The sequence below is a fragment of the Dyadobacter frigoris genome, assembly GCF_005280585.1.
Taxonomy (GTDB): domain Bacteria; phylum Bacteroidota; class Bacteroidia; order Cytophagales; family Spirosomataceae; genus Dyadobacter; species Dyadobacter frigoris.
On sequence record NZ_SZVO01000005.1, the window covers coordinates 246,497 to 271,273 of the forward strand.

Annotated in this window: 22 protein-coding genes and 1 riboswitch; of the genes, 9 read left to right on the forward strand and 13 right to left on the reverse strand. The window is 39.5% G+C overall.

What is annotated here, in order from left to right; all coding sequences use genetic code 11:
- Positions 1–276 precede the first annotated feature (276 nt).
- Together FDK13_RS12405 and FDK13_RS12410 are read left to right on the forward strand one after the other, a co-directional pair.
- Complete coding sequence (locus tag FDK13_RS12405; protein WP_137340312.1) at positions 277–2,598, forward strand: TonB-dependent receptor; 2,322 nt, start codon at positions 277–279, stop codon at positions 2,596–2,598.
- A gap of 41 nt (positions 2,599–2,639) precedes the next feature.
- Positions 2,640–3,188, forward strand: coding sequence for a hypothetical protein (locus FDK13_RS12410; protein ID WP_137340313.1), 549 nt, complete (start codon positions 2,640–2,642; stop codon positions 3,186–3,188).
- Positions 3,189–3,241: 53 nt separating this feature from the next.
- On the opposite strand, the gene FDK13_RS12415 is transcribed toward FDK13_RS12410, so the two are convergent.
- Positions 3,242–3,658 (reverse strand): Fur family transcriptional regulator, encoded by a 417-nt coding sequence (locus FDK13_RS12415; protein WP_137340314.1) that lies wholly within the window; start codon positions 3,656–3,658, stop codon positions 3,242–3,244.
- A gap of 203 nt (positions 3,659–3,861) precedes the next feature.
- On the opposite strand from FDK13_RS12415, the gene FDK13_RS12420 reads away from it, so the two are divergent.
- Entirely contained in the window at positions 3,862–4,251 is a 390-nt protein-coding gene (locus FDK13_RS12420) for a MerC domain-containing protein (RefSeq protein WP_137340315.1), read from the forward strand.
- A gap of 1 nt (position 4,252) precedes the next feature.
- On the opposite strand, the gene FDK13_RS12425 is transcribed toward FDK13_RS12420, so the two are convergent.
- A complete protein-coding gene (locus FDK13_RS12425; protein WP_137340316.1) occupies positions 4,253–5,455 on the reverse strand; it encodes a serine hydrolase in 1,203 nt (400 codons plus the stop codon).
- Between the two features lie 180 nt (positions 5,456–5,635).
- Here FDK13_RS12425 and FDK13_RS12430 point away from each other — a divergent pair, with 180 nt between their 5' ends.
- From FDK13_RS12430 to FDK13_RS12440, 3 genes are all read left to right on the forward strand, one after another.
- On the forward strand, positions 5,636–7,354 hold the full coding sequence (locus FDK13_RS12430) for an IlvD/Edd family dehydratase (RefSeq protein WP_137340317.1): 1,719 nt from the start codon (positions 5,636–5,638) through the stop codon (positions 7,352–7,354).
- A 206-nt stretch (positions 7,355–7,560) separates the two neighbouring features.
- Complete coding sequence (locus FDK13_RS12435) at positions 7,561–8,127, forward strand: transposase (protein WP_137340318.1); 567 nt, start codon at positions 7,561–7,563, stop codon at positions 8,125–8,127.
- A gap of 213 nt (positions 8,128–8,340) precedes the next feature.
- Complete coding sequence (locus tag FDK13_RS12440) at positions 8,341–9,129, forward strand: SDR family NAD(P)-dependent oxidoreductase (protein ID WP_137340319.1); 789 nt, start codon at positions 8,341–8,343, stop codon at positions 9,127–9,129.
- Positions 9,130–9,141: 12 nt separating this feature from the next.
- On the opposite strand, the gene FDK13_RS12445 is transcribed toward FDK13_RS12440, so the two are convergent.
- From FDK13_RS12445 to FDK13_RS12490, 11 genes are all read right to left on the reverse strand, one after another.
- Entirely contained in the window at positions 9,142–9,858 is a 717-nt protein-coding gene (locus FDK13_RS12445) for a hypothetical protein (protein ID WP_137340320.1), read from the reverse strand.
- Positions 9,859–9,931: 73 nt separating this feature from the next.
- Positions 9,932–10,525 carry a gliding motility lipoprotein GldD gene (gene gldD, locus FDK13_RS12450; protein WP_137340321.1) on the reverse strand — a complete coding sequence of 198 codons (594 nt, stop codon included), beginning with the start codon at positions 10,523–10,525 and terminating at the stop codon, positions 9,932–9,934.
- A gap of 176 nt (positions 10,526–10,701) precedes the next feature.
- Complete coding sequence (locus FDK13_RS12455; protein ID WP_137340322.1) at positions 10,702–11,070, reverse strand: SxtJ family membrane protein; 369 nt, start codon at positions 11,068–11,070, stop codon at positions 10,702–10,704.
- A 106-nt stretch (positions 11,071–11,176) separates the two neighbouring features.
- The gene (locus FDK13_RS35385; protein WP_170982787.1) at positions 11,177–11,326 is read right to left on the reverse strand and encodes a DUF5989 family protein; all 150 of its coding nucleotides are present in this window, start codon (positions 11,324–11,326) and stop codon (positions 11,177–11,179) included.
- Positions 11,327–11,406: 80 nt separating this feature from the next.
- Positions 11,407–12,528 carry an SGNH/GDSL hydrolase family protein gene (locus FDK13_RS12460; protein WP_137340323.1) on the reverse strand — a complete coding sequence of 374 codons (1,122 nt, stop codon included), beginning with the start codon at positions 12,526–12,528 and terminating at the stop codon, positions 11,407–11,409.
- 42 nt (positions 12,529–12,570) lie between these two features.
- Positions 12,571–14,433 carry a carbamoyltransferase family protein gene (locus FDK13_RS12465; RefSeq protein ID WP_137340324.1) on the reverse strand — a complete coding sequence of 621 codons (1,863 nt, stop codon included), beginning with the start codon at positions 14,431–14,433 and terminating at the stop codon, positions 12,571–12,573.
- A 276-nt stretch (positions 14,434–14,709) separates the two neighbouring features.
- The gene (locus FDK13_RS12470; protein WP_137340325.1) at positions 14,710–15,108 is read right to left on the reverse strand and encodes an acyl-CoA thioesterase; all 399 of its coding nucleotides are present in this window, start codon (positions 15,106–15,108) and stop codon (positions 14,710–14,712) included.
- A 73-nt stretch (positions 15,109–15,181) separates the two neighbouring features.
- Complete coding sequence (gene metE / locus FDK13_RS12475) at positions 15,182–17,503, reverse strand: 5-methyltetrahydropteroyltriglutamate--homocysteine S-methyltransferase (protein ID WP_137340326.1); 2,322 nt, start codon at positions 17,501–17,503, stop codon at positions 15,182–15,184.
- 343 nt (positions 17,504–17,846) lie between these two features.
- Positions 17,847–18,047, reverse strand: a riboswitch (cobalamin riboswitch).
- A gap of 163 nt (positions 18,048–18,210) precedes the next feature.
- Positions 18,211–18,603 (reverse strand): type II toxin-antitoxin system VapC family toxin, encoded by a 393-nt coding sequence (locus tag FDK13_RS12480; RefSeq protein ID WP_137340327.1) that lies wholly within the window; start codon positions 18,601–18,603, stop codon positions 18,211–18,213.
- Positions 18,585–18,833 carry a hypothetical protein gene (locus tag FDK13_RS12485; protein WP_137340328.1) on the reverse strand — a complete coding sequence of 83 codons (249 nt, stop codon included), beginning with the start codon at positions 18,831–18,833 and terminating at the stop codon, positions 18,585–18,587. The genes FDK13_RS12480 and FDK13_RS12485 overlap by 19 nt, the downstream gene beginning before the upstream one ends.
- Before the next feature lie 117 nt (positions 18,834–18,950).
- Entirely contained in the window at positions 18,951–19,130 is a 180-nt protein-coding gene (locus FDK13_RS12490) for a hypothetical protein (protein ID WP_137340329.1), read from the reverse strand.
- Between the two features lie 222 nt (positions 19,131–19,352).
- Between FDK13_RS12490 and fumC the strand changes: the two genes are divergently transcribed.
- The 3 genes from fumC to FDK13_RS12505 all read left to right on the forward strand — a co-directional run bounded on the left by fumC (position 19,353) and on the right by FDK13_RS12505 (position 24,636).
- Positions 19,353–20,753 (forward strand): class II fumarate hydratase, encoded by a 1,401-nt coding sequence (gene fumC / locus FDK13_RS12495; protein WP_137340330.1) that lies wholly within the window; start codon positions 19,353–19,355, stop codon positions 20,751–20,753.
- Between the two features lie 93 nt (positions 20,754–20,846).
- Positions 20,847–23,219, forward strand: coding sequence for a glycoside hydrolase family 95 protein (locus tag FDK13_RS12500; RefSeq protein ID WP_137340331.1), 2,373 nt, complete (start codon positions 20,847–20,849; stop codon positions 23,217–23,219).
- Positions 23,220–24,120: 901 nt separating this feature from the next.
- Positions 24,121–24,636 (forward strand): HEAT-like fold family protein, encoded by a 516-nt coding sequence (locus FDK13_RS12505; RefSeq protein WP_137340332.1) that lies wholly within the window; start codon positions 24,121–24,123, stop codon positions 24,634–24,636.
- Positions 24,637–24,777 lie beyond the last annotated feature (141 nt).

A 24,777-nucleotide genomic window follows, 5' to 3' on the forward strand; every position in this document is an offset into this window, starting at 1 on the left:
TTCGGCACTTCATCAGAATTTACGGTAGACCGAGCGGCTTTTCAACAAACAATCAGTCTTCAAATTTACAAGCTTAAAGCCAAAGCCAAGAAGAAAATACAAATTTATATTGCAACATAGTTGCATAAATTATACTTTTGCAACATTGTAGCAAAAACTACACATTACTTTTTATCCGACTCACTTCTATTCTTGAACATAATCCAGAGCATTTAGGATTTAGCTGATGTAATGCAGACAATCAGCTACTTATCCGACAATTCTTTTAATAATCCGATGAAAAAATATTTTTCACTATTTCTATTCATTTTCGTTTCAGCTCTGGCTTATGGCCAAAAATCTTCGTGTGCATGTTTTATAAAGGGAATTGTACGCGATCAGCATAGCAGCCAGCCCATAACAGGAGCAACGATTTTGCTAACCGGGACTACGACTGGCGTTTTTACGGATGAAAAAGGGAAATATGAAATCAGAAATTTATGTCCTGGTTCCTATCAGCTTGAAGCCAGAATTGTTGGGTACAGCACTTACAAACAAACCATTGACCTCATTATTAGCCATGAAGAAAATTTCACACTTCTTGAACAGGAAGTTCATTTAAAGGATGTAGAAATCACAGCCCAACGCACAGATGCTCCATCATCCCAGCCTCTGACTATGATTTCGGGAAATGATCTTGAACAAACAAGGGGACAAACCCTGGGTGAAAGTTTAAAAGGTATTTCCGGGGTTACTTCCATGCAAACGGGATCGTCGATTTCCAAACCGGTAATTCACGGTTTACATAGCAACCGGGTACTAATTTTGAACAACGGCGTCCGGCAGGAAGGCCAGCAATGGGGTTCTGAGCATGCACCGGAAATTGACCCATTTGTTGCAAAACGTCTTTCTGTGATTAAAGGATCAGCCGGAGTGCGCTATGGCTCCGATGCTATTGGCGGTGTGATTCTGGTTGAGCCGGAGGAATTGCCATTTAACAAACCGCTAAGTGGTGAAGTAAATTTAGTTGGTTTCTCCAATGGCCGTCAGGGTGTTGCGTCTTCTACTTTGCAAGGTGGTATAAAAGGACTATCCGGTTTTGCCTGGCGTGCACAAGGCACTATCAAACGCGGGGGAAATATTCGTACGCCAAATTATTTTCTTGACAACACCGGAATCAGTGAACAAAACTTTTCGCTGGGCGCTGGTTTTCGCCGTAAAGGTTTTGGTATTGATCTTTTTTATAGCCGATTTGATACAAAAATAGGAATTTTTTCAGGCTCACATATTGGCAGTATTACCGATTTACTCAACGTTATTAATAATGGCGAGCCCTTCGTCAAATCAGGTTTCAGTTATAAAATCGGGAGACCAAATCAGAATGTAACGCATGATCTGCTAAAAGCAGAAGCGCATTACAATTTTCAAGATGGGAACCGGTTGCAATGGACTATTGCGCAGCAGGTTAACAACCGGAATGAATACGATTTACACGTTCCAAGAAATGATTCGATAGCAGCTCTGAATCATCCTGAACTAACTTTTAAGCTTAATACGCTTACAAATGATGTGATCTGGGATCACAAACCGATCGCCGGAAAAATCTCGGGGCAAATTGGTATAAGCACATTGTACCAATACAATTTAATGACTGGCAGACCGCTGATTCCAAATTTCAACCAATTTAATATCGGGATTTTCTGGATTGAAAGGTATGTAAAAAACGACTGGGAATTTGAAGCTGGCCTCCGTTATGATTACCGAACGCTGAGCACACACCGGATTCTAAGCCGCCAGAAAATTTCCAACCATTTCGATTTCCATAATGGATCCGGAACAGTTGGAGCTACCCGGAATTTTACTGAACATTTATCTGCCCGGCTAAATGCCGGGACTGCCTGGCGCACGCCAAATGTAAGCGAATTATTTAGCGACGGTGTGCATCACGGAGCCGCTGCTTTCGAAAAAGGTGATTCCACTTTGTATCCTGAAAAAGCTTTTAATTCTATTGCAAGTGTAAAATATGCAAGCGAAAAACTGACCATCGAAATCGGCGGGTATTTTAATTATATAAAAGATTTTATTTACCTGAAACCTCAGCCCGAACCTATTTTAACGGTCAGAGGTGCTTTTCCCTATTTTAAATACACACAAACGGACGCTTCTTTTAAGGGAATTGATGTTTCCGCTGCGTGGCAGTTTGTCAAAAACATTACGGTTACCAGCAAGCTAAGTTATCTGAAAGCCTACGATATCCGGAATGACAATTATCTGGTGATGATTCCTGCAAACCGATGGGACAACCAGTTGAAATATGAAATTCCTTCGTTGTCAAACCTTCATAATGTCTTTTTTTCTGTGGAAAATCTTTGGGTGACCCGCCAGAAACGTGTGCCGCCAAACAGTGATTTTATTCCTCCGCCCGCTGCGTATTCGCTTTGGAATATTCAGGCTGGAGGAACAATCCATTTATCAAATAAACAGAAGCTCGAAATTGGGCTTTCCGTTCAAAACTTATTCAATACCGTTTACCGGGACTATATGAACCGCTTCCGGTATTATTCAGACGACATTGGCCGGAATGCTTCGCTTCGTCTGAAATGGAAATTCGGAGCCTGAAAGATCTTATCCTTTTTTTATTTAACAAAACAACAAATAACATGAATCGTAAATTAACCTGGATGTTACTTTTTGGAATAACTACATTATTCACCCAATGCAAAGACTCGGGCGATGAGGTAGAAGCCGATGACGAAAATGAACTGATCACGTCTGTCACGCTGACATTTACGGAAGTGGGTACCGGAACTGTAACCACTTTTGCTTACAAAGATCCGGATGGAGATGGTGGAAATGCACCGACAAAATTTGATACCATTTCTTTGAAAGCGAACGTAAGTTATACGCTGACACCCGCATTTTTGGACGAAAGCAAAACGCCGATTGACGATATCACAGCAGAAATTAAGGAAAAAGCATATGAACATTTATTGGTTTATACCCCTAATCCGACAACCTTGCTTACTTATACTTATGGTGATAAGGATACAAATGGCTACCCGATCGGTTTAACCGGAACTGCAAAAGCAGGAGCGGCAGGTACCGGTATATTAAAAGTACAGCTTCGTCATCAGCCAAATGCTAAAAACGGTACCATCACGCCAGGCAGCGATGATGTAAACCTTGATTTTAATCTGAAAGTTAAATAGGTGGAAGTAATGAGAAAGGGAGACTGGTTTGTTACCTGGCTCCCTTTTTATATTTATTCAGCCACACATTCAGGACAAGTTCCCTGAATCAGCAAGTTGAAACTCGCAGGCTGATATCCCTGTGGCAAGGCAACATTCGGGATATGTAAATTTTCAAGACAATTTGTTTTACCACATATACTGCATTTAAAATGTATATGGTCATGCTGGTGTTTTTCTTCTGAACATTGATGTGAACAAAGTGCATAACGTAATCCTTCGTCATCCAAAACTTTATGGATAATACCTTTTTCCAAAAAAGTTTTTAACGTACGATAAATCGTTACCCGGTCGTAGCTCTCTCCTAACGCCCCTTCCAGATCACCGTGTGAAAGCGCATTTTTCTTATTTATAAAAGCTGAAAGAACATCCTCACGGCACGTTGTCGTACGCAAATGATGCCCTTTTAGTGTTTCTCTTAACTGCTCCATTTTCTACCAATTTAATTTCTTTGCTGGTATTGGCTACCTTAAAAACCTTTCCTGCCAAAGTTAAGTTCGAAGTTCACGAAAATCATCATAATGACAAATTCTTTTCATTTTGTTCTAGAAATAATTAACAAAATATTATGCAACAACGTTGCATTTAATGTTATGAAGTTTTACTTTTGTACCCTTATCGTTCAAAATCAGTAATGACGCATTCACACAACAAGGCAGATTATATTGGAATAGTAGGCTCCGTTTTATGTATTATACATTGCATAGCCATGCCAGCTCTTGCGATGGGAACTGCATTTACGCATAAAAATCACACGCATATCGGGTATATTTCGCTTGATTATTTTTTTATTCTGGTCAACGGAATAGCCGTTTATTTCGCAACGAAAGATCATAAATCTATTTCGTTGAAAATTCTGCTTTGGGGAGCATTATTGATTTTTGCTATTTCGCTTATTTTTGAAGGAAAGCATTATATATTCCATTGGCTGGGATATATCGGATCGATATTATTGATCACGGGTCATTTTATCAATCTTTATATTTGTCAGATTGCACCAAGAATTAAACTAAAAATGTCCTGATCTATTTGTCGTACCGAACTTCAAAACGGCCAAGATCCGGACGGTTCGCACGATGTCTTTCCAGCTCATAATCAAAAACGGCTTTTCCTAAGTCGCGCATAAAAGGCAGGCCGATTTCATCATAATCGTATTTATTGTCGTTGAAAATCTGATCTTCGTTACAATAAATTACGGCCGTAAGCATAAATTCAATTCCTTTTTCAAAATCTGCGATGTAGGCGTTATCAAGCAAATATCCGTAAGCATCACCGCATTTATTGAACAAACGAATATGCCTCGGCAAACGGGTTTTTGTTCCTCCAAATAATAAGAACTTGACGTAACCGTCGTAATAGTCATCGGTATAATTTGCCGGAAATTCCGTTTCAACCGGGAATTGTGACATATATTGATAAACAAAACGATAATCCTCTTTTGTCAAATTAAAGCGCTCTTTTACCGGCACACTTTCAGGAAAAAAAAGTGCTTTTAAAAGTTTGTGCTGATCTCCGAGTGCAAAATAGTTCTTCTCCGTAAAGTCAAACGGTTCGTTAACCAGCGTTCCATTTTTCATATACCCCTTCCCTCTTTTGATCGGTTCAGGAGAAATAAATTTTTGATCAGAATATTTCCCCGGCTGTTCATAAACCAGTTTTCCGTCTTTTTCAAAACGGATTGGATTGGTATAACGATTATTTTCAGTGCCAATCGGAGATTCCAGTCGGTGGGATATTCTTACGTCCTTATACCCCTTGGCACGCATTGAATCGTTAAAATCTTTTTGCCCGATAAATTCATATAGCCTGTTAAAAGCATCATTGTCACTGGCCAGAAGTATTTTTTTTGCGTAATGCGCCACTGAAGGTAATTTATCCTCAGCGGTTGTATCCGATTTCACAGCAGTTTCTTCCGGACGATCTGTCCCGGTAAACATTGGAGTGTATTTATCTATTCCAAGCTTATTTACTTTTTCCAAAGCCAGCAATACCGCTGGAAGTTTCACGGTACTTGCCGGATAGAAATATTGCGAATTATTAACATGATAGCCATACGTTGTAAAATGTGGCTCGTTTCTATTATTCCGGTCAATTTTTGTGTACAAAATCTGAACCTCATATTTATCGGGATGATCCAAAACATTGGCCAGATGCGCTGAATGTTTTTTGAGCAGCTTTTCAAGAAATTGTCCATTATGAATCTGCGCCATAGATGGCAGGGCTGTCATGCTAATTAAAAAGCAGCTTAGTATTTTGGAAAAAGATAACCGGATAATATCGTAACAAATCATAGTGTAATAGCAGGCACGTGGTCAACGAAGATACTATATTTTACTTTTTAAAGGACTAACGGAATTATATTTAACTACTTCCCGCCTTTACTAATCGAATATAAACAATGGCGACTAATGGGAGAAAATAAATTACGCAGCCGCGGCTGGTTTGGAAAAGAAGGAAAAGACGGATTTATATACAGAGCATGGATGAAAAACCAGGGTTATCCGGCTGACGAATTTGAAGGACGCCCGGTAATTGGTATCTGTAATACATTTTCTGAATTGACACCCTGCAACGGCCATTTCCGTGAACTTGCCGAATCGGTGAAAAGAGGTGTCTGGGAAGCAGGTGGATTTCCGCTCGAATTTCCGGTGATGTCGCTTGGGGAAACTTTGATAAAACCTACGGCCATGTTATACAGAAATCTGGCTAGTATGGATGTTGAAGAATCGATTCGTGCTAATCCAATTGATGGTGTGGTCTTGCTTTGTGGTTGCGATAAAACCACTCCTTCCCTGGTTATGGGTGCCGCAAGCGTGGACATTCCAACGATCGTTGTTTCCGGCGGACCGATGTTGACAGGTCGTTACCGTGGAAAAACCATTGGCACCAGCGATGTATGGCGTTTCAGCGAAATGTACCGGAAAGGAGAAATTTCTCAGGAAGAACTGACAACAGCGGAAGCTTGTATGTGCCGCAGTCAGGGACACTGTGCGGTGATGGGAACAGCTTCAACCATGGCTTGTATGGTTGAATCCCTGGGTTTGACTTTACCAGAAAATGCTGCAATTCCAGCAGCTGATTCAAGAAGAAAAGTAATCGCGCATCTATCCGGTCGCCGTATTGTGCAAATGGTGAAAGACGATTTGCGCCTTTCTCAAATATTGACTAAAGACGCTTTTGAAAACGCAATTATGCTGAATGCTGCGATTGGCGGTTCAACTAATTTTGTAATCCACTTATTAGCAATTGCAGGACGTATTGGCGTTGATCTTGCTTTGGATGATTTCAATGCGCTTTGTGAAAAAATTCCACTTTTGTTAAATCTTCAACCTTCCGGCGGATATTTTATGGAAGATTTCTATTACGCTGGTGGATTGCCGGTTGTAATAAAAGAAATGCTTTCTCTTTTGCACCAAGATACCATTACTGCAAACGGAAAAACGATTGCAGAAAACTGCGCTTCGGCAGAATGTTTTGATAATGAAGTGATCGGAACTTTGGATGAGCCGGTGAAGGATCTTACAGGATTGGCCGTAGTTCGTGGAAATCTGAGTATAAATGGAGCGGTTATAAAACCATCCGCCTCATTGAAACCGGAGCTTATGCAGCACCGTGGAAAAGCAATCGTCTTCGAAGATATTGATGATTACAAAGCGAGGTTGGATGATCCAAATCTTGATGTGGATGAAAACAGCATTCTCGTGCTTAAAAATGTTGGCCCAAAAGGTTATCCTGGAATGCCGGAAGTTGGGAATATGTCTTTGCCAAAAAAACTTCTCGAAAAAGGTGTTATCGATATGGTACGTATCTCTGACGGAAGAATGAGCGGTACCGGTTTTGGAACTGTTGTTTTGCATATTTCTCCGGAAGCAGCCGTGGGTGGCGTATTGGCTTTGGTGCAGGATGGTGATTATATTGAACTGGATGTGGAAAACAGAAAGTTAAATCTGGAGGTATCTGATGAAGAACTGGAAAGACGCCGTGCTTTATGGAAACCATTAGATATGGGTTATAACCGCGGATACGTTAATCTTCATATCAATCATGTAATGCAGGCACATGTTGGAGCTGATCTGGACTTTTTGAGAGGTGGATCCGGGGATAAAGTAACGAGGGATTCGCATTGATTCTTTGTTAATAGTGCGACGGTCAAATAATAATATTTTCCGAATCTGAAATAGTTTTAATTACCCGTCGGACGGCGGAAAAAGCCGTCCGACGGGTAATTAAAGTCTGAATGATTAACCAATTAAAAAAACTACATAACAAACTAAATCTGAGAGATTCACCCAATAATTAAAGCATTTCACAATTTGCCACACACTAACACTTCATGGAATTCAAACCAAACACACTTTACCATGTGTACAACCGGGGCAACAACAAGCAAAAAATATTTTTCAACTATGGCAACTATCTGTTTTTCATTAAGAAAATAGAAAAGCATCTTTTGCCTCATTGCGACTTGTTAGCCTATTGTCTCATGCCCAATCACTTTCATTTTTTAAATGAGCCAAAAGAAAAAACAGAAGAAAAGGAGATTAACAAAGCATTTCAAATCATGCTAAGCTCATATTCCCAAGCCATCAATAAACAACAAAACAGAACCGGTTCGTTATTTCAACAGCATACAAAAGCTAAGATGCTCGAAACAGAAAATCCTTTGTATGCTGAAATTTGTTTTCATTACATTCATCAAAATCCGTCAAAAGCAGGTTTAGTGAAAGAAATTGAAAGGTGGGAATTTAGTTCGGTGAGGGAATATGCTTTGCTTGGAAATGAAAAGTTGTGTAATCAGGAGAAGGCTCATTTGTTACTTAATATTCCAAAGGATGGGAATGAGTTTTTGGAACTTTCCAGACAGGTGCTTTCTGAGGAAATGATTGAAAGGATATTTTGATGATATTGGAATGTGAATTTTTTCGTGCTGTGAAATAGTTTTCATTACCGGTCGGACGGTAAAAAAAACCGTCCGACCGATGGCACATAGCACGATTTTGGAACGAGCGACCCGTCGGACGGCTTTTTTCGGCCGTCCGACGGGTAATGAAAAGTCTGAGTGATTAACCAAACCAATCCCCAGACAGAAAATAAACCAAACCTACTTAAAATTATGAGTACCCAGATATTTAATAACCAGGTCGCCATTGTAACTGGCGCGGGACAAGGAATCGGATTTGAGATTGCAAAACAATTATCATTAAAAGGAGCCGGCGTAATTTTAAACGACTTTGATGCAGATCTGGCTAAACAAGCCGCCAACATAATCCGGGGACTTGGCGGAGAGTGTATCGCTTTTGCAGGCGACGCTTCGCAATCTGATATCATTGACGGTATGGTTGCCGAAGCTGTCAGCTGTTTCGGACAATTAACCATTGCCGTAGCGAATGCCGGTATTACCCTTTTTGGTGACTTTTTTGATTATCCAAAAGAAAATCTTCAAAAGGTTTTGGAAGTCAATTTGATGGGATCTTTTTTATTGACTCAGGCTGCGGCCAGACAAATGAGATTACAAAAATCCGGCGGACGGGTTTTACTAATGTCATCTGTTGTCGGTCATCAATCGCACAAATTTCTGGGTGCCTATGCCATGACAAAAGCAGGGCTGGAAATGCTGGCAAAAAATCTGGTGCTGGAATTATCACCTTACGGAATCACGATCAACGCAGTGGCTCCCGGCGCAACTTTGACGGAAAGAACTTTGACAACTGATCCTACTTACCCGAAAATGTGGTCTGGAATTACACCTATGGGACGGCCTGCCATCTGCGAAGATATTGCCAATGCAGCATTATTCCTGCTTTCTCCCTTTTCAGGACATATCACAGGGCAAAGTCTGATTGTGGATGGCGGCTGGACTTCAGTCAGTCCATTACCGGATTTAAGTAATATGGATGCGTAAACTCAGAGACAGTTATTCGCCTAACCCTTCTGCAAACAATTGAGCTTCCAGATCATCAATATTTCCCTCTTTGGAAATAAAAAGCTCTCTTGGTTTTGTAGAAGCGGCTGGCTTCACAGTCATAAACGTACGGTATTGTTCGTCGGTGATAATTCTCAACTGCATTGCTCTTTTCAAAACCATTGGAAATGGTACTTTGAAAAAATTGGCAATATCGGAAGCAAGGAAACCCGGAATTTTCGAAATATCGTCCCGGAAAAAACTTTCCACATCCTTATAAGGCAATAAAGCATCAAAGATCAGTTGTTCTGAACGATTTGCCAAAGAAGCAGGACTTGCATACATACTATGAAGACCAAGCGATACCGTTAATAAATGGATATGATAATTTCGCTCGTTTATTTCCGAAGCAGCATTTACAAATACCCAGCCTTTTTGATGATACATACAGGCAAAACCTTTGAAAGTTGTATCAATATTATGCAGCTGAGCAATTTTAATTCCTTCGGGATAAGGTAATTTATGGCCGATCTGATGTACGATATCCTGTGCGTAAGATACATCCGCAACTTCACCGGCAGGTTCAATAACCCAGTCGCCGTTAACCAGTCCGTCAAAAAGATTATCAGTAAATTTCTGGCTTTCCACCTGTCCTAAATGCAAAATAATTCTATTTCCACGAACAGAGAAATCGAGTGGGAGCTGATTTTTTACTTGCTTTCTGGCCATTTTTATGAAGAAGTGTTAATATTTATTTCAAAGATACATTCTTCCTGTATTCGCTACAAGATTAAAGATCACTTTATCTCCACTGCAATGTATTCAGCAGATGAACCATATCTTTCTGAATAAAATTAACAACCGGAGCCAGTGAATCGTTTTTTGTAGCAGTTGAAAAATAAATTGCACCACGTAAAAAGTGCTTTGTACTATCGGTAGTGTAGAACTGATAAGGGCTTGGAACATCACCTTCAATCTTAAAAATCATCGCAGTAAGGGCGTTTGTTGTGACCAGTTTTTGCGCCTGAATAGACGATGCCCGAACCTGATGTTTCCCTGTTAATTTGAAAGAATCATTAATATAATCCTGCAAACGTTTCGGATCATTGTTAATATCTTTATAAGTAAGCTGAATATTTGCTTTAAAACGAGGATAGTAAATATAGATCCAGTCCTTTTGTGCCAAAGCAAAAGTGTCGGGCATAATCCTGGCCGCCTTTGAATATTCAAAAGTATAAGGATGCTTTTCTGTCAGCTTCTGATAAGTCTGGGCCGGCAAGTCAATACGGTTAAAACCCTTAGGTCTTGGAACATAAGCCTGCTGATCATTTCCACACGAAAAAAGAAATGATGAAAATAAAACAAGAAGTGTTATAAGAGGAAAACGGTTTTGCATTGATTTTTTTGATTTCTTTCAGCAGAAATTTAGCACGAAAAGCTAACGAAAAGAGGTAAACAATATTTTGGATAACTGATTTAACGTGTTATTCAAAAACAAAAATAAGAAACCGTCAAAATTGAACAGTTTCTTATTTTATATGAATATAAAATTCATATGATAGTAATATATTTTTACCAGACCTGTTCAAGATCTTTTGAAGTGTATTTATGATTTCGATCAATAAATACACTTTTTTTACTTTCACGTTTCAGGGATAATGGATTTTTCTTGCCAAGTTTTGCCAAAATAGCTACCGGTACAAGAACAATAAAAAACACGATTGAAAGTAAAATTTTGCCGTTGATTGCTCCAAGTACTTCTGCAAATTTGTACCAGCCTTTTACGATCAGATCTCCTGCCACTGGAATTGCAATGCTGATTACGCCAACTGCTGCTGCTGCAATCAGTAAATAAGGATAGCGGGATTTAAAGATAAAATATAGAACTACCAGTCCGGTTACAATCACCAGCTGTGCTTTGGCTTTTTCTGACTCACTCATTTGTTTTATGTAAGGGATATAAAGAACCTTGCTTCTTACCGAAATAAGAAGCCTTTTAGCAATTATAAAAGCCATCAACATAAAATGCCGATGACTTTTATTTAAACTAGAATAATGTATAAATGAACGGTGCAACTGCTGAACCACCACCAATCACAATTAACACGCCAATTAATAACAACACGATGATTACAGGAGCAAGCCACCATTTCTTGCGCTCCTTCATAAATGAGAATAAGTCAGTTAAAAAATCCATTTCCTATTTAATTAAAGTTATAATTTTCCAAGATTTGATTACCCTATTACAAATTTCGATAAAATTTATCTTATTTAGTATTAAGGTTTTTTCATAACATCAAAAAGCCGGTCAGCAATTAATGTATTTAGGGTTTTACTACCGTGCCCATCATTTTTCCCAACAACACGTTCTTTTTCAGGGATTTTAGCAATTCCGTCATTTATAGGAACGATCGTAACACCTTTTGAACGCAAATAATCCTCAACAGGCTTTGTATAAGAAGCACTTTTGTCCAATTGGAATAAAAAGGGAATAAAAACGGCATACATTTTTGCACCTGTACTATCCCTGTATGCAATCATATTCGATAAATCGCGTAAATGAGAATTCAGGATTGTTGTATCCGAATAAGCCGTCTGAACAAATTTCTCGAATGTACTGAACGAGGCATGAGGCAATTGCCAGTAAATAAAATTAGGCAGATAAAACCGTTTTACCAGACTTGACAATGGCCCTTTCAAATCAGCATAAGGAGCCGTTCCTGAAAGAGACAATCCTTTTTCTCTTCCCACTTTTTCAATATCATTTGGGAAATACTGAAGTATAATTACATCCGGTTTTACAGGAAATTCTTTCAGCCGTTTGTATTCATCCCTTGTATCCGCTCCTGACACGCCGAGATTATAAATGGTATATTGAGACTTTCCAAGTTTCTCTTCCAATTGATCAGAAAACCGTTCCGAAACATTTTCCAGACCATGTCCGGCTGCAAAGGAATCTCCAATAACAAGGACTTCTTTCTTTCCAGAAGATTTTGTTACTTCTTTATCATGATATCCAAGCGCGTTTACAGGATTCCAGTATTTTTCCCACCAAATCTGGGATGCTTTGGAAAGTACGCCCTCGTGACTTTGAGGAACAAACATGAAAATGATTTCCAGAAACAAAAGTGTAACCAATAATGGTACAACCAGCGTAACCACATTGGCCAGGATACTTTTCGATTTGCTTTTTACTACTCCGTAATAAAATATACGCAGAATCTCAATGATCAGTAAAAGCCAGAAAAACGTTTTAGTTAAACGGATATACCAGTTATCACTTTGCGGTGCACCCGGATAATCAAATTTGACATGAAAATGCTCTGGGTAAAATAAAAAAACGAATAACACACCCAAAAGACCTATCCTGATCAGGCTGGTAACAAGTTTTGACATCATATATTTTGCAGATAGTGGAGTGAATAAATCGCTGTTTTCATTTTAATCGAGAACAAATTCCTCTTGCCAGTTATCCTTTTCCATCCACTCGGGCTGCAATTTCTTATCAAAAATAAAGTTACCGACAACTAAATAATCCATTTCTGTTCTCATAAAACAGCGATAGGCATCATTTGGAGTACAAACGATCGGTTCGCCTCGAACATTAAAACTGGTATTTACTACTACCGCATAACCCGTCAGCGCTTTGAAAGAATTGATTAATTCATAGTAACGCGGATTAGTTTCTTTGTGTACTGTCTGTATCCTTGCAGAATAATCAATATGTGTGATTGAAGGAAGATCTGAACGTTCAAAGTATAGTTTTTCCCGCAAATCCATAGAATCGTAATTCGCAGGAACAGGTTTCCGGCGACCTTCTGCTACCGGGTGTACCAACAGCATGTAAGGCGATGTGCCATCATAATCGAAATAGTCCGCACAATCTTCGGCAAGCACAGACGGCGCAAATGGCCGGAAAGACTCACGGTATTTAATTTTCAAATTGAGTTTTTTCTGCATTTCAGCATTTCGGGGATCACCCAGGATACTTCTGCCACCAAGTGCACGCGGTCCAAATTCCATACGTCCCTGTACCCATCCCACTACATTTCCCTCCGACAATAACTTAGCAGAAACGTCAGCCAGATCCTTGAAATTTTCGTAATAAGCAGAAACGGCTTTATATTTTTTTCCTGTTAATTCAACTTCCAGATCTGAGAAAGTTGGGCCCAGATAAGACCCTCTCATGGCATCTGCTTTCCAGGTAACTTTACGTTCCTGTCCAAAGTAAATATGATAAGCAGCCTGAGCTGCGCCAAGAGCCCCACCTGCATCACCTGCCGCAGGCTGAATAAATATATCCTTAAAAATATTAGCCTTTTGTAATTTCCCGTTTGATACACAGTTCAAAGCAACTCCTCCTGCCATACAAAGATAATCTGCACCGGTAAGACGTTTCGCTTCTTTTGCCATCCGGATAACAGCTTCTTCTGTAACATTCTGGATAGCAAGTCCTAAATTACAATGTACTGCTTCGAGAGCATCTTCAGGTTTTCTTGTTTTGAAACCAAAAAGCGCTTCCCATTTATCCTCATTCACCATTTTAAGTCCGGTGGCATAATCAAAATATTCCTGATTTAACCAAACCGATCCGTCTTCCTTTAATTCAATTAAATCTTTAAGGATAATTTCCTCATATCGGGCAATATCCGGAGATGATGGATTTCCATAAGGCGCAAGTCCCATTAACTTGTACTCGCCAGAATTGACACGAAAACCAAGGAAATACGTAAATGCTGAATATAGTAAACCTAATGAATGCGGGAATCTGAGTTCTTTTAAATTGGTAATATCTTTTCCTTCTCCCAGACAAATAGAAGCAGTGGCCCATTCCCCCACTCCGTCAATAGTCAGGATCGCTGATTTTTCGAACGGTGACGGATAAAATGCACTTGCTGCATGAGAAAGATGGTGTTCGGGAAAAAGAATTTTTACCGGTTTTTTCTTATCGTAGCCAAGTTTTACAAGCTCTTCGTTAATAAGGCGCTTCAAAAACATTTTTTCCTTGATCCACACCGGCATCGCAGTCAGGAAAGATCTAATCCCCTTTGGAGCAAACGCGTAATAGGTTTCAAGTAATCTTTCGAACTTCAAAAGGGGTTTGTCATAAAAAACAATTGCATCCAGTTCATTCAAAGTAATACCTCCATATTCCAGACAAAAACTTACTGCATTAGAAGGGAAACCCGCGTCATGTTTTTTACGTGTAAATCTTTCTTCCTGTGCCGCTGAGATTATTTCTCCGTTTTCAATAAGTGCTGCGGCTGAGTCATGATAAAACGCCGAAATTCCTAAAATTTTCATTTAAACTCAATTAGTTAACTAATTCTGTGTGATCGTAGTAGCAGCCAAAATAGCAAAAAATCGAGCAATAAATAATTACGTGCCCAATATAAAACCTTCGTACTGACGTTTATTTCTATTAAACGGTCACTTTAATGCCGCATTATAATTCAATAATTAATTTCCTGTTAAAACGCATGATAGCAAAATCTGTTTTTTAGTACAAATTCTATGCCAATGTCATATATACGTTGAATTTCTACTTTCAGATTAAGATTTAATTCACTTTTTTAGAATTTATTCCACTTCTTTGCTCAACACTTTTACCGGCTTGTTGCGCTCATCTAAAGCAACAAACGTAAACATTCCCGAAACTGCCTTTTCCCTTTTTTGTTCATACATTTGTTCAACAAAAATATCAACACGTACTTTCATACTGGTGTTGCCAATTTCAACAACGGTTCCAACCAATTCAATGATCGTTCCTGCCGGAATCGGATGCGTAAAATCGATCCTGTCCGACGATACAGTTACACAGCGTAAACGTGTAAAACGAGTAGCGGCAATAAACGCAACTTCATCCATCATAGACAAAGCTGTACCACCAAACAAAGTATCATAATGATTCGTATTATTTGGAAAAACAGTTTTAAAAACACGAGTTTCCGATAGTCTGATTCTTTCTTGTAAATCCATAATTTGCTGAAAAAAGAAATCTCCCGGCATCAAAGATAACCGGGAGATTCTATATAATATTAATATAGTTTTATTACTTAGTAATTGTTACCGATTCGCGCAGCAAGTTAGCCGCAGTAATCATATTTCGCAAGGCAGCTTCTGTTTCAGGCCACTTTCTTGTCTTCAAACCGCAGTCTGGATTTACCCAAAGATTACGTGCCGGAATTACATTTAGTGCCTTTTCAAGCAAGCTTGTAATTTCCTCAACTGTTGGTACGCGTGGAGAATGAATATCATAAACTCCGGGTCCTATTTCGTTTGGATAATTAAAATCGGCAAAAGCATCCAGCAATTCCATTTGTGAACGTGATGTTTCGATTGTGATCACATCCGCATCCATTGCAGCAATCGAATCGATGATATCATTAAATTCCGAATAACACATGTGCGTATGGATCTGCGTTTGATCGGCAACACCGGCAGCACTCAAACGGAACGCATCCACAGCCCATTTCAGATAGCTTTTCCAATCTGATTTCCGCAATGGCAAACCTTCCCGGATCGCCGGTTCGTCAATCTGAATAACTTTTATTCCTGCTTTTTCCAGATCAATTACTTCATCACGAATGGCAAGACCGATCTGGAAAGTGGTATCTTTTCTTGGCTGATCGTCGCGAACAAATGACCATTGTAAAATAGTAACCGGACCAGTCAACATTCCTTTTACCAGTTTTTCCGAGTTTGCCTGAGCAAAAGCAGACCAACGGATCGTCATCGGTGCAGGGCGTTCTACATCTCCGAAAATGATCGGCGGCTTCACACAGCGGCTTCCGTAACTTTGCACCCAGCCGTTTTCTGTGAATACAAACCCGGAAAGTCTTTCTCCGAAATATTCCACCATGTCATTCCGCTCAAATTCACCATGCACAAGTACATCAATACCCAATTCTTCCTGCCAGCGGATCGAGCTGATTACTTCCTCTTCGATTCTGCTTTCATACTCTTTCAAAGACAAAGTACCTTTTTTCAACCGGGCTCGCAATTGTCGTACGTCGTCTGTCTGCGGGAAAGAGCCGATTGTTGTGGATGGAAAAAGTGGAAGTTTCAGTTTTTCCAATTGGATTGTTTGACGTGATGCAAACGGGCTGACACGTTCAAAATCAATTTCCTTAATTGCGGCCACACGTTCTTTCACCTCTTGTTTATGGATCAAAGTGGAAGTACGGCGACTTTCGATCGCTTTTTGATTTATGACAAAATCTTCCTCTGATTTATAATCAGTACGGGCCAGTTTTGCCAATGCAGAAACTTCATACAATTTCTGTTTCGCAAAAGCCATCCAGTTTTTAATTTCCGGAGTCAAAACTGCTTCATTATGTTCCAGGTCAAGATCGTGCGGACTATGCAATAAAGAAGATGACGGTGCTACTAAAATGCGATCTGCTCCAAGAACATTAATAGCTTGCTGAATAAAATCAAGTGATTTCTGGTAATCATTTTTCCAGATATTCCTTCCGTCAACAACACCTATCGAAAGTAGTTTTGAGGCGTTAACAAATTCCTGATTTCCCAGAATTTCAGGCAAACTCGCTGCACCGCGGGTTACATCAATATGCAAAGCAGCCACTGGCAAATTTATAGCCAACGAAAGGTTTGCATCAAGTGCGCCGAAATAGGTAGCCAGAAAAATTTTCAGATTCGGAACGGCTTGTTGAATTTTCTGATAAGCAAATTTAAGTGCTTCCTGTTCTTCTTTTCCAAGATCCAAAACCAGACAAGGCTCATCCAGTTGAACCCATTCCGCACCACGAGATGCAAGTTCCTGCAAGATCTCTATGTAAACCGGAAGCAGTTTACCCAACAGAGAAATTCTGTTGAACCCTTCCTCCTTTTCTTTTCCTAATACTAAAAAAGTAACCGGACCAACCAATACCGGTTTGGTGAAAATTCCTTTTTGTTTCGCATCTTCAAATTCAAGAATTACTTTATCTGAGTAGCGGTTAAATTCCTGATTTTTAACAAATTCCGGTACGATGTAGTGATAGTTGGTATCGAACCACTTGGTCATTTCCATCGCTTTTATATCCAGTCCGTCGCGCTGAACGCCACGTGCCATAGCAAAATAAAGATCCAGTTCTCGGTTTGATTTTCCGTCGATCAATTGCTGATAACGCTCCGGAATTGCACCAACCATCAGGGCAGTATCCAAAACCTGATCATACAATGAAAAATCATTTGACGGAATTAAATCAATACCCGCGTCTTTTTGAAGCTGCCAGTTACGATGACGAATTTCACGTCCGACTTTCTGCAATTCATCTTTAGTGATTTTTCCAGCCCAGAATTGTTCGCTGGCTTTTTTGAGTTCTCTTTGGCTTCCTACACGAGGATAACCCAAATTGTGTGACAACATAATAAATGTGTTAAAGAGTTAATAAAACCCTTTGGAATGCCCTACCCGTCCTTATTTAGTGGAAAGTTGAGAGTTAAAAGTTGAAAGTTAGGACTTTGGTTTATTCCTAAAATTCTTGATTTTTGATCATTTACCTCGCTGATCGAAATCATTAACTGTTCACTTACCGCTGCGGCGGCCGCTAAATCAGTACGTTTTGATGTCGGATTTTAGTCAAATTGTTGTGTACAATATTGATTAAACATATCTCCGAAAAATGAATTTTGGAGATAATAATCTGACAGCAATACATTTGTAAAATCAATGCGTGACAAAACCCCAAACGTGAGGGAGTGGCCATTGAGGGTAAAGGCAAGTCTCCTGGCTTGTACCATTTTTACCGCCCTTCTCATCATAAATTATGACAATGGGTCGCAAGGGTAAAACTTTCCTGATTTGCTCAGGACGGCACTTACAGTAGCACGACTGCCCGTGAATTTCACACGGTTCCTTTTTTAATTTCTGCTTGTCTGGCTGAGGGCACCAAAAACGAAAACCATTACCCCGATTGACGGGCGTTCACAAAGAACAGAAGCAAAGTTATAGAAAAAAGAAATCGGAGAAATTTAGGTTTCTGATTTAAGTGAAGAGGTTACTTATTGAAAATAAGTTGTAGATAAATTATCTTTTTGGTGGGTTGAAATACGATCTGAGAAGTGATTTTTTTATCACAATTCGTGCGCATTGATAAAAGACAAGCCTGGAATGTTCTTAAAATCCTGAGTGTTCCGGGTAATTAAAACAAGCTGATGAACTAGCGCTGTCGCGGCAATTATAGCGTCTCCTAGTTTGATCCTTTTGCTATTTCGGCGGAGGTTAATTGTCTCATCAACTACAAGATCCTCCAAAGGCAAGAGAGTAGCCAAACTAACAAATTCCCGCATCTTCGACATTAATTCAGGAAAATTTCCATTGAATCCTAATACTTCAATTTTCACAACTGTGGGGATGAGAAACTCATTGTCAATTATATTCTGCACATACAAAAAGCCTTTTTCAGGAATTGTTTGCGCTACAAAATCTATCAACACATTACTATCCATCAAAAATCTCTGTCCCATTCTCCTCTGGCTTTTTTCAGATAGTTATTCATTTCCTCTGCTTCTTCTTTTGACATTATCCCTATAAAATCGGATGGTTTCTTTTTTTGAGAAATTCCCTCTGTAGGTTTAACTTCTTCTGCTAGCTCTTTCAAGTCTTCATGTTTGGCCGTTAGATTATTCCACTCCTGAATTGGAATGATAACGGCTGTTTTTTCGCCATGCTCATTTGAGATATATTGTAAATCCATTTTTTTAATCGTTGATGGAAAATTGACCTTTAAGAAAGTGAATACAAATATTTGTATCGAGTAAATAAAGATTCATAACTGAATATCCCGGGGACTGTCATTTCGGGCAGAATGGATTCATGCAGCCAACGCATCACTTTCCCAACTTCCAAAAAGCTTCATGAAAGAATCTTCTTGCATCTTCGAAAGCTCCTCTGTATGTCGCTCAGCAACTGGTAAACCAAGGCGATTTGCTAATCCTTTGATTAGCTCAAAATCCTTATCATCTTTTGTTTCTATAATGATTGTATGTGTCATGGCTGCATAATTATACTTATTGAAACAAATAATACAATATAATGTACCAATTTAAAATGTTTTTACCTGGTAAACAACTTTATCAATTCTACATTATCAGGTCTGTGTTATTTTATTATCAAAACATTTATCCACCAAAAAATACTAAAAACTCCGCGTCCAGCCCTAACTTTACCATTCAAATCTGATTCATTCATTTTACATTATTATTACCGTCATAAAATGGAATACCGCATAGAAAAAGACACCATGGGCGAAGTGCAGGTACCTGCTCATGTATATTGGGGCGCTCAAACGCAACGCTCTATCCAGAATTTCCCGATTGCGCAGGATATTAACAAAATGCCAAAGGAGATCATCAGAGCGTTTGCATATTTGAAAAAAGCAGCAGCCATTACAAATTCGGAAGCGGGCGTTCTTCCAAAAGAAAAAAGTGACCTGATCGGACAGGTTTGTGATGAAATACTGACTGGCGGTCTGGAAGATCAATTCCCGTTGGTAGTTTGGCAAACTGGTTCAGGAACACAGTCGAACATGAATTGCAATGAAGTTATCGCTTACCGCGGTCACGTTTTGCAAGGTGGTGATTTGTCTGACAAAACTAAATTTTTGCATCCAAATGATGATGTGAACAAGTCACAATCATCCAATGATACTTTCCCGACTGCAATGCATATTGCAGCGTATAAAATTCTGGTAGACGTTACGATTCCGGGTATTACCAAATTGCGTGATACTTTGAAAGCAAAATCAGAAGCTTTCAAACATGTGGTCAAAATCGGCCGTACTCACTTTATGGATGCAACGCCGTTAACGCTTGGACAGGAATTTTCAGGTTATGCATCTCAGCTTGATCACGGTTTGCGCGCCATTTACCATACACTTTCTCATCTTTCTGAACTTGCTTTAGGTGGAACTGCGGTAGGAACTGGTATCAATACACCAGAAGGTTACTCAGAAAATGTTGCAAAACATATTGCACTTTTAACAGGATTACCGTTTGTTACGGCTGAAAATAAATTTGAAGCTTTGGCTGCTCACGATGCGATTGTGGAAGTCCACGGCGCTCTGAAAACAGTGGCGGTTAGTCTGATGAAAATCGGAAATGATATCCGTATGTTGTCTTCGGGGCCACGTTCAGGAATTGGTGAAATCCATATTCCGGATAACGAACCGGGAAGTTCGATCATGCCTGGAAAAGTAAATCCAACGCAATGTGAAGCGATGACAATGGTGGCAGCACAGGTAATGGGAAATGATGTAGCGATCAGCATTGGAGGTTCGAACGGGCATTTTGAGTTGAACGTTTTCAAACCTTTGATGGCGTATAATTTCCTTCATTCGGCCCGTTTGATTGGTGATGTTTGCGTTTCTTTTAATGATAACTGTGCAATTGGGATCGAACCATTGCATGAAAATATCAAAAAACACGTAAACAATTCGTTGATGCTTGTAACCTCTCTAAACACGAAAATCGGTTATTACAAAGCAGCCGAAATCGCTCAGACTGCTCATAAAAACGGTACAACGTTGAAAGAAACGGCTGTTGCTTTGGGTTACGTTACGCCTGAGGAATTTGATGCCTGGGTTAAACCTGAAGAAATGGTTGGCGAGATCAGGTAATTTCGATTTATATCAGGAATATTATTCTGGCCCTGCGCATTTGCGTGGGGCTTTTTATTTACTTTGTGCTACAAATTCCTAAAATTATTACTTATGTTGTTTCGCCATTCAAGAGCTTTTTTCCTCTGCATTTTATTTTTCAAAATTTCGCTGATCGCTTATTCTCAAAAAGCTGATAATAAAAAGGCTTTAAAACTTTGGTATGATACACCCGCAACCGACTGGATGACCCAGGCTCTGCCTATTGGAAACGGATATCTGGGCGTGATGTTTTTTGGTGATCCGGCAGAAGAAAGACTGCAATTTTCAGAAGGAAGCTTGTGGGCAGGCGGAAAAGGCGCGAATGAGGAATATAATTTTGGGTTAAGAAAGGATGCGTACAAAACACTTCCAAAAGTAAGAGAGCTGCTTGCCCAAGGAAAACTGGCAGAAGCCGATAAACTGGCCAGTGCAGAAATGACCGGCATTATTCACGAGAAAAAAGAAAACACACCTTCAAGTGATTTCGGGGCGCAGCAAACCATGGGCGATTTGTATGTAAGCGTTTCACATACCGGACAGGTAAAAAATTACCGCCGGGAACTGGATATTTCGACCGCGACTGGAAAGGTTACTTACGAAGTTGGAAAAGAAAAATTCGAAAGAACTTATTTCGGTAATTATCCTTCAAGGGTAATGGTGTACAATTTCAAATCGACGTCGGCGGAAACTTATTCAATTCGTTTTTCTGCGCCACATAAAAAGGAATACGAGAAATTTGAAAAGAACCGGTATGTTTTTGGAGGAAGTCTGAAGGATAACAAACAGGAATTTGAAACAACGTACCGGATTGATACGGATGGAAAAGTAAGTTACGAAGCTGGTGTGGTAACTGTAAAAAATGCCAGAAAAGTTACACTGATTCACACGGCATCGACAGAATATACATATCAATTCCCCAATTATAAGGGCAACGATTACAAGAAAATAAATCAGCAGATAATGGCTTCGGTTGCTGGTAAAAATGAAATTATACTTCAAGCCGAGCAGCAAAGAGATTACAAAAATCTGTTCGACCGCGTTTCCTTAAATCTTGGTAATGAACTAAATAATTCTGTTCCGACCGACAAAAGACAAATCGCTTATTTTCAAGGCACACCTGATCCGGGTTTTGAGGTTTTATATTTTCAATATGGGCGTTATCTTATGATTTCTTCAACGCGCCCGGGAACCATGCCCATGAGCTTGCAGGGAAAATGGAACGACAGTACAAATCCGCCATGGGCAAATGATTATCATACCAATATCAACATGCAAATGTTGTACTGGCCGGCGGAAGTTACCAACCTTTCGGAATGTTATCTTCCGTTATCTGATTTTACCAAATCAATTGTTGAGCCAGGAAAACTGGCCGCCAAAGAATTTTTTAATACCCGTGGCTGGACGGTTAATACGATGCTGAATGCCTATGGTTATACTTCTCCGGGATGGAGTTTTCCGTGGGGATTTTATCCTGGTGGGGCAGGTTGGCTAAGTCAACATCTTTGGGAACATTATGCGTTTACAAACGATGTTAATTATTTGAAAAACACTGCGTATCCTATCATGAAGGAAGCTTCATTATTTTGGATTGATTATCTGACCAAAGGAAAAAGTGGATTTCTGGTTTCTTCGCCATCTTATTCTCCGGAACATGGCGGAATTTCTACTGGTGCATCGATGGATCACCAGATTGCCTGGGATGTACTTTCCAATACGATTCTTGCCAGTAAGATTCTAAAAACTGATACTGATTTTGCGAGCGAAGCACAAAAAGTAAGAGATCACATCCAGCCACCACAAATTGGTAGATGGGGACAATTGCAGGAATGGAACGAAGATGTCGATGATTCAACCGATAAACACCGTCACGTTTCACACCTTTTCGCCCTGCATCCGGGTCGGCAGATTTCCCCAACTTCAACACCAGAATTCGCAAAAGCCGCAAGGGTAACTTTGAATGCGCGGGGTGACGAAGGAACAGGTTGGTCCCTGGCTTGGAAAGTTAATTTCTGGGCCAGATTGCAGGATGGAAACCGCGCTTATTCCTTGTTTAAAAGAATCCTGCGTCCGGTGGGTGATAAAACAGAAAACATGATGAATGGCGGCGGATCGTATTCCAATTTACTTTGTGCACATCCGCCTTTTCAATTGGATGGAAACATGGGATCAACAGCCGGAATTGCTGAAATGCTTTTGCAATCGCAGGCCGGTGTTATTGAATTGTTACCTGCGTTACCGGATTCATGGCCGACAGGTGAAATAAAAGGTTTAAAAGCCCGTGGAAATGTTACGGTTGACGAGCAGTGGAAAGATGGAAAATTGGTTTCAGTAACATTGGTTTCCGGAAATTCGGAAAAACAGAAGTTGAAGTTAGGTACAAAAACGTTGGAGGTTGATTTGATTAAGGATCAGAAGAAAGTTGTTTCGGCGGGATTGTTTCAATAGAGATTTGTAGCGTTGGTTATGTCACCCTTTCAGGGTTGAACCATAGTTGTTAAGCGATTTTTCTATAATAATGTCATCCCTTCGGGATTATGCGTATTCGAAATCCCGAAGGGATGATATTATTATAGAGTGAGAAAGGACATATCCATTTTCTTACCCCGACGTCCTGACATACAATGTGCAAAAATTTGTATTATAAATATCTAAAATCAAATAGTTTACCAATTTCTAATGAGCACAATCCCGAAGGGATGATATTATTATAGAAAATTGCCGAGATATACCAACCCTAACCCCCAGGGGGTGACATAACCTAATTCACAAATTGATTTTAAACCAATAATTCCAATTTCATAATCAAACCTTGGATAACAAAAACCAAACCCCATGAACATCCGGAAAGAACTTTCTAAACAACAAATTAATTTCAAAAAACACGCACTTGCGATCCTTCGGGATTATGCATATTTGAAATCCCGATAAAGATAATATTATTACAGCATGAAAGACTACATATCTGTCTCACAGCCCCAACAGGGTGACATATAGCAAGCAAAAGTTAGTATTACAAAAAAAAAAAATCAAATAATTTACCTGAATTTCTAATGAGCACAATCCCGAAGGGATGACATTATTATAGAAAATTGCCAAGACATACCAATCCTAACCCCAACAGGGTGACATATAGCAAGCAAAAGTTAGTATTACAAAAAAATTTAAAATCAAATAATTTACCTGAATTTCTAATGAGCACAATCCCGAAGGGATGACATTATTATAGAAAATTGCCAAGACATACCAATCCTAACCCCAACGGGGTGACATAACCTAATTCATAAATTGATTTTAAACCAACATTTCAACCTATTAATAAAACCTTGGATAACAAAAATTAAATTCCATGAACATCCGGGAAGAACTTTCTAAACAACAAATCCACTTCAAAAAACACGCACTTGCGATCACCGAATTTGCTGTTTCTTCTGACGAAAACTTCAAAGAACTCATTGATTGCTTTCTTTCAAATGATATACGTGTAGCGCAACGGGCGGCTTGGAGCGTAAGTTGGGCGGCTCAAAAAAAGCCTGAAATCGTTCAACCCTACATTGGTGTTTTAGTGGATCAGTTGAAAAGAAAAGATGTTCACAATGCCGTAATCCGAAACAGTTTACGGATTTTGGAAGATTTAATTATTCCGGAAAAATTTCATGGAGAAGTAATGGACGCTTGTTTTCAGTTTCTTGAAAAACGTGAAACAGCCATTGCGATTAAGGCTTTTGCATTAACGGTGCTTTTCAATTTGTCCAAAATTTATCCTGATATTAAAAATGAGCTCCGATTTATTATTGAAGAAAACATGGATTACGAAACGGCAGCATACCGATCAAGAGGAAAGAAAATTCTCGCCGGATTATAACATTTCCAGTTAATGAAGCCGGATGCAGTTTGAGGGTTACCTTTCTTAATGTAGCTTTAACGAATAATTTACAAATCATTCCAGGCGCGTTATAAATTATTTGAAAAGATAATTTTGAAATTTGCAGGTAAAAACGGAGAT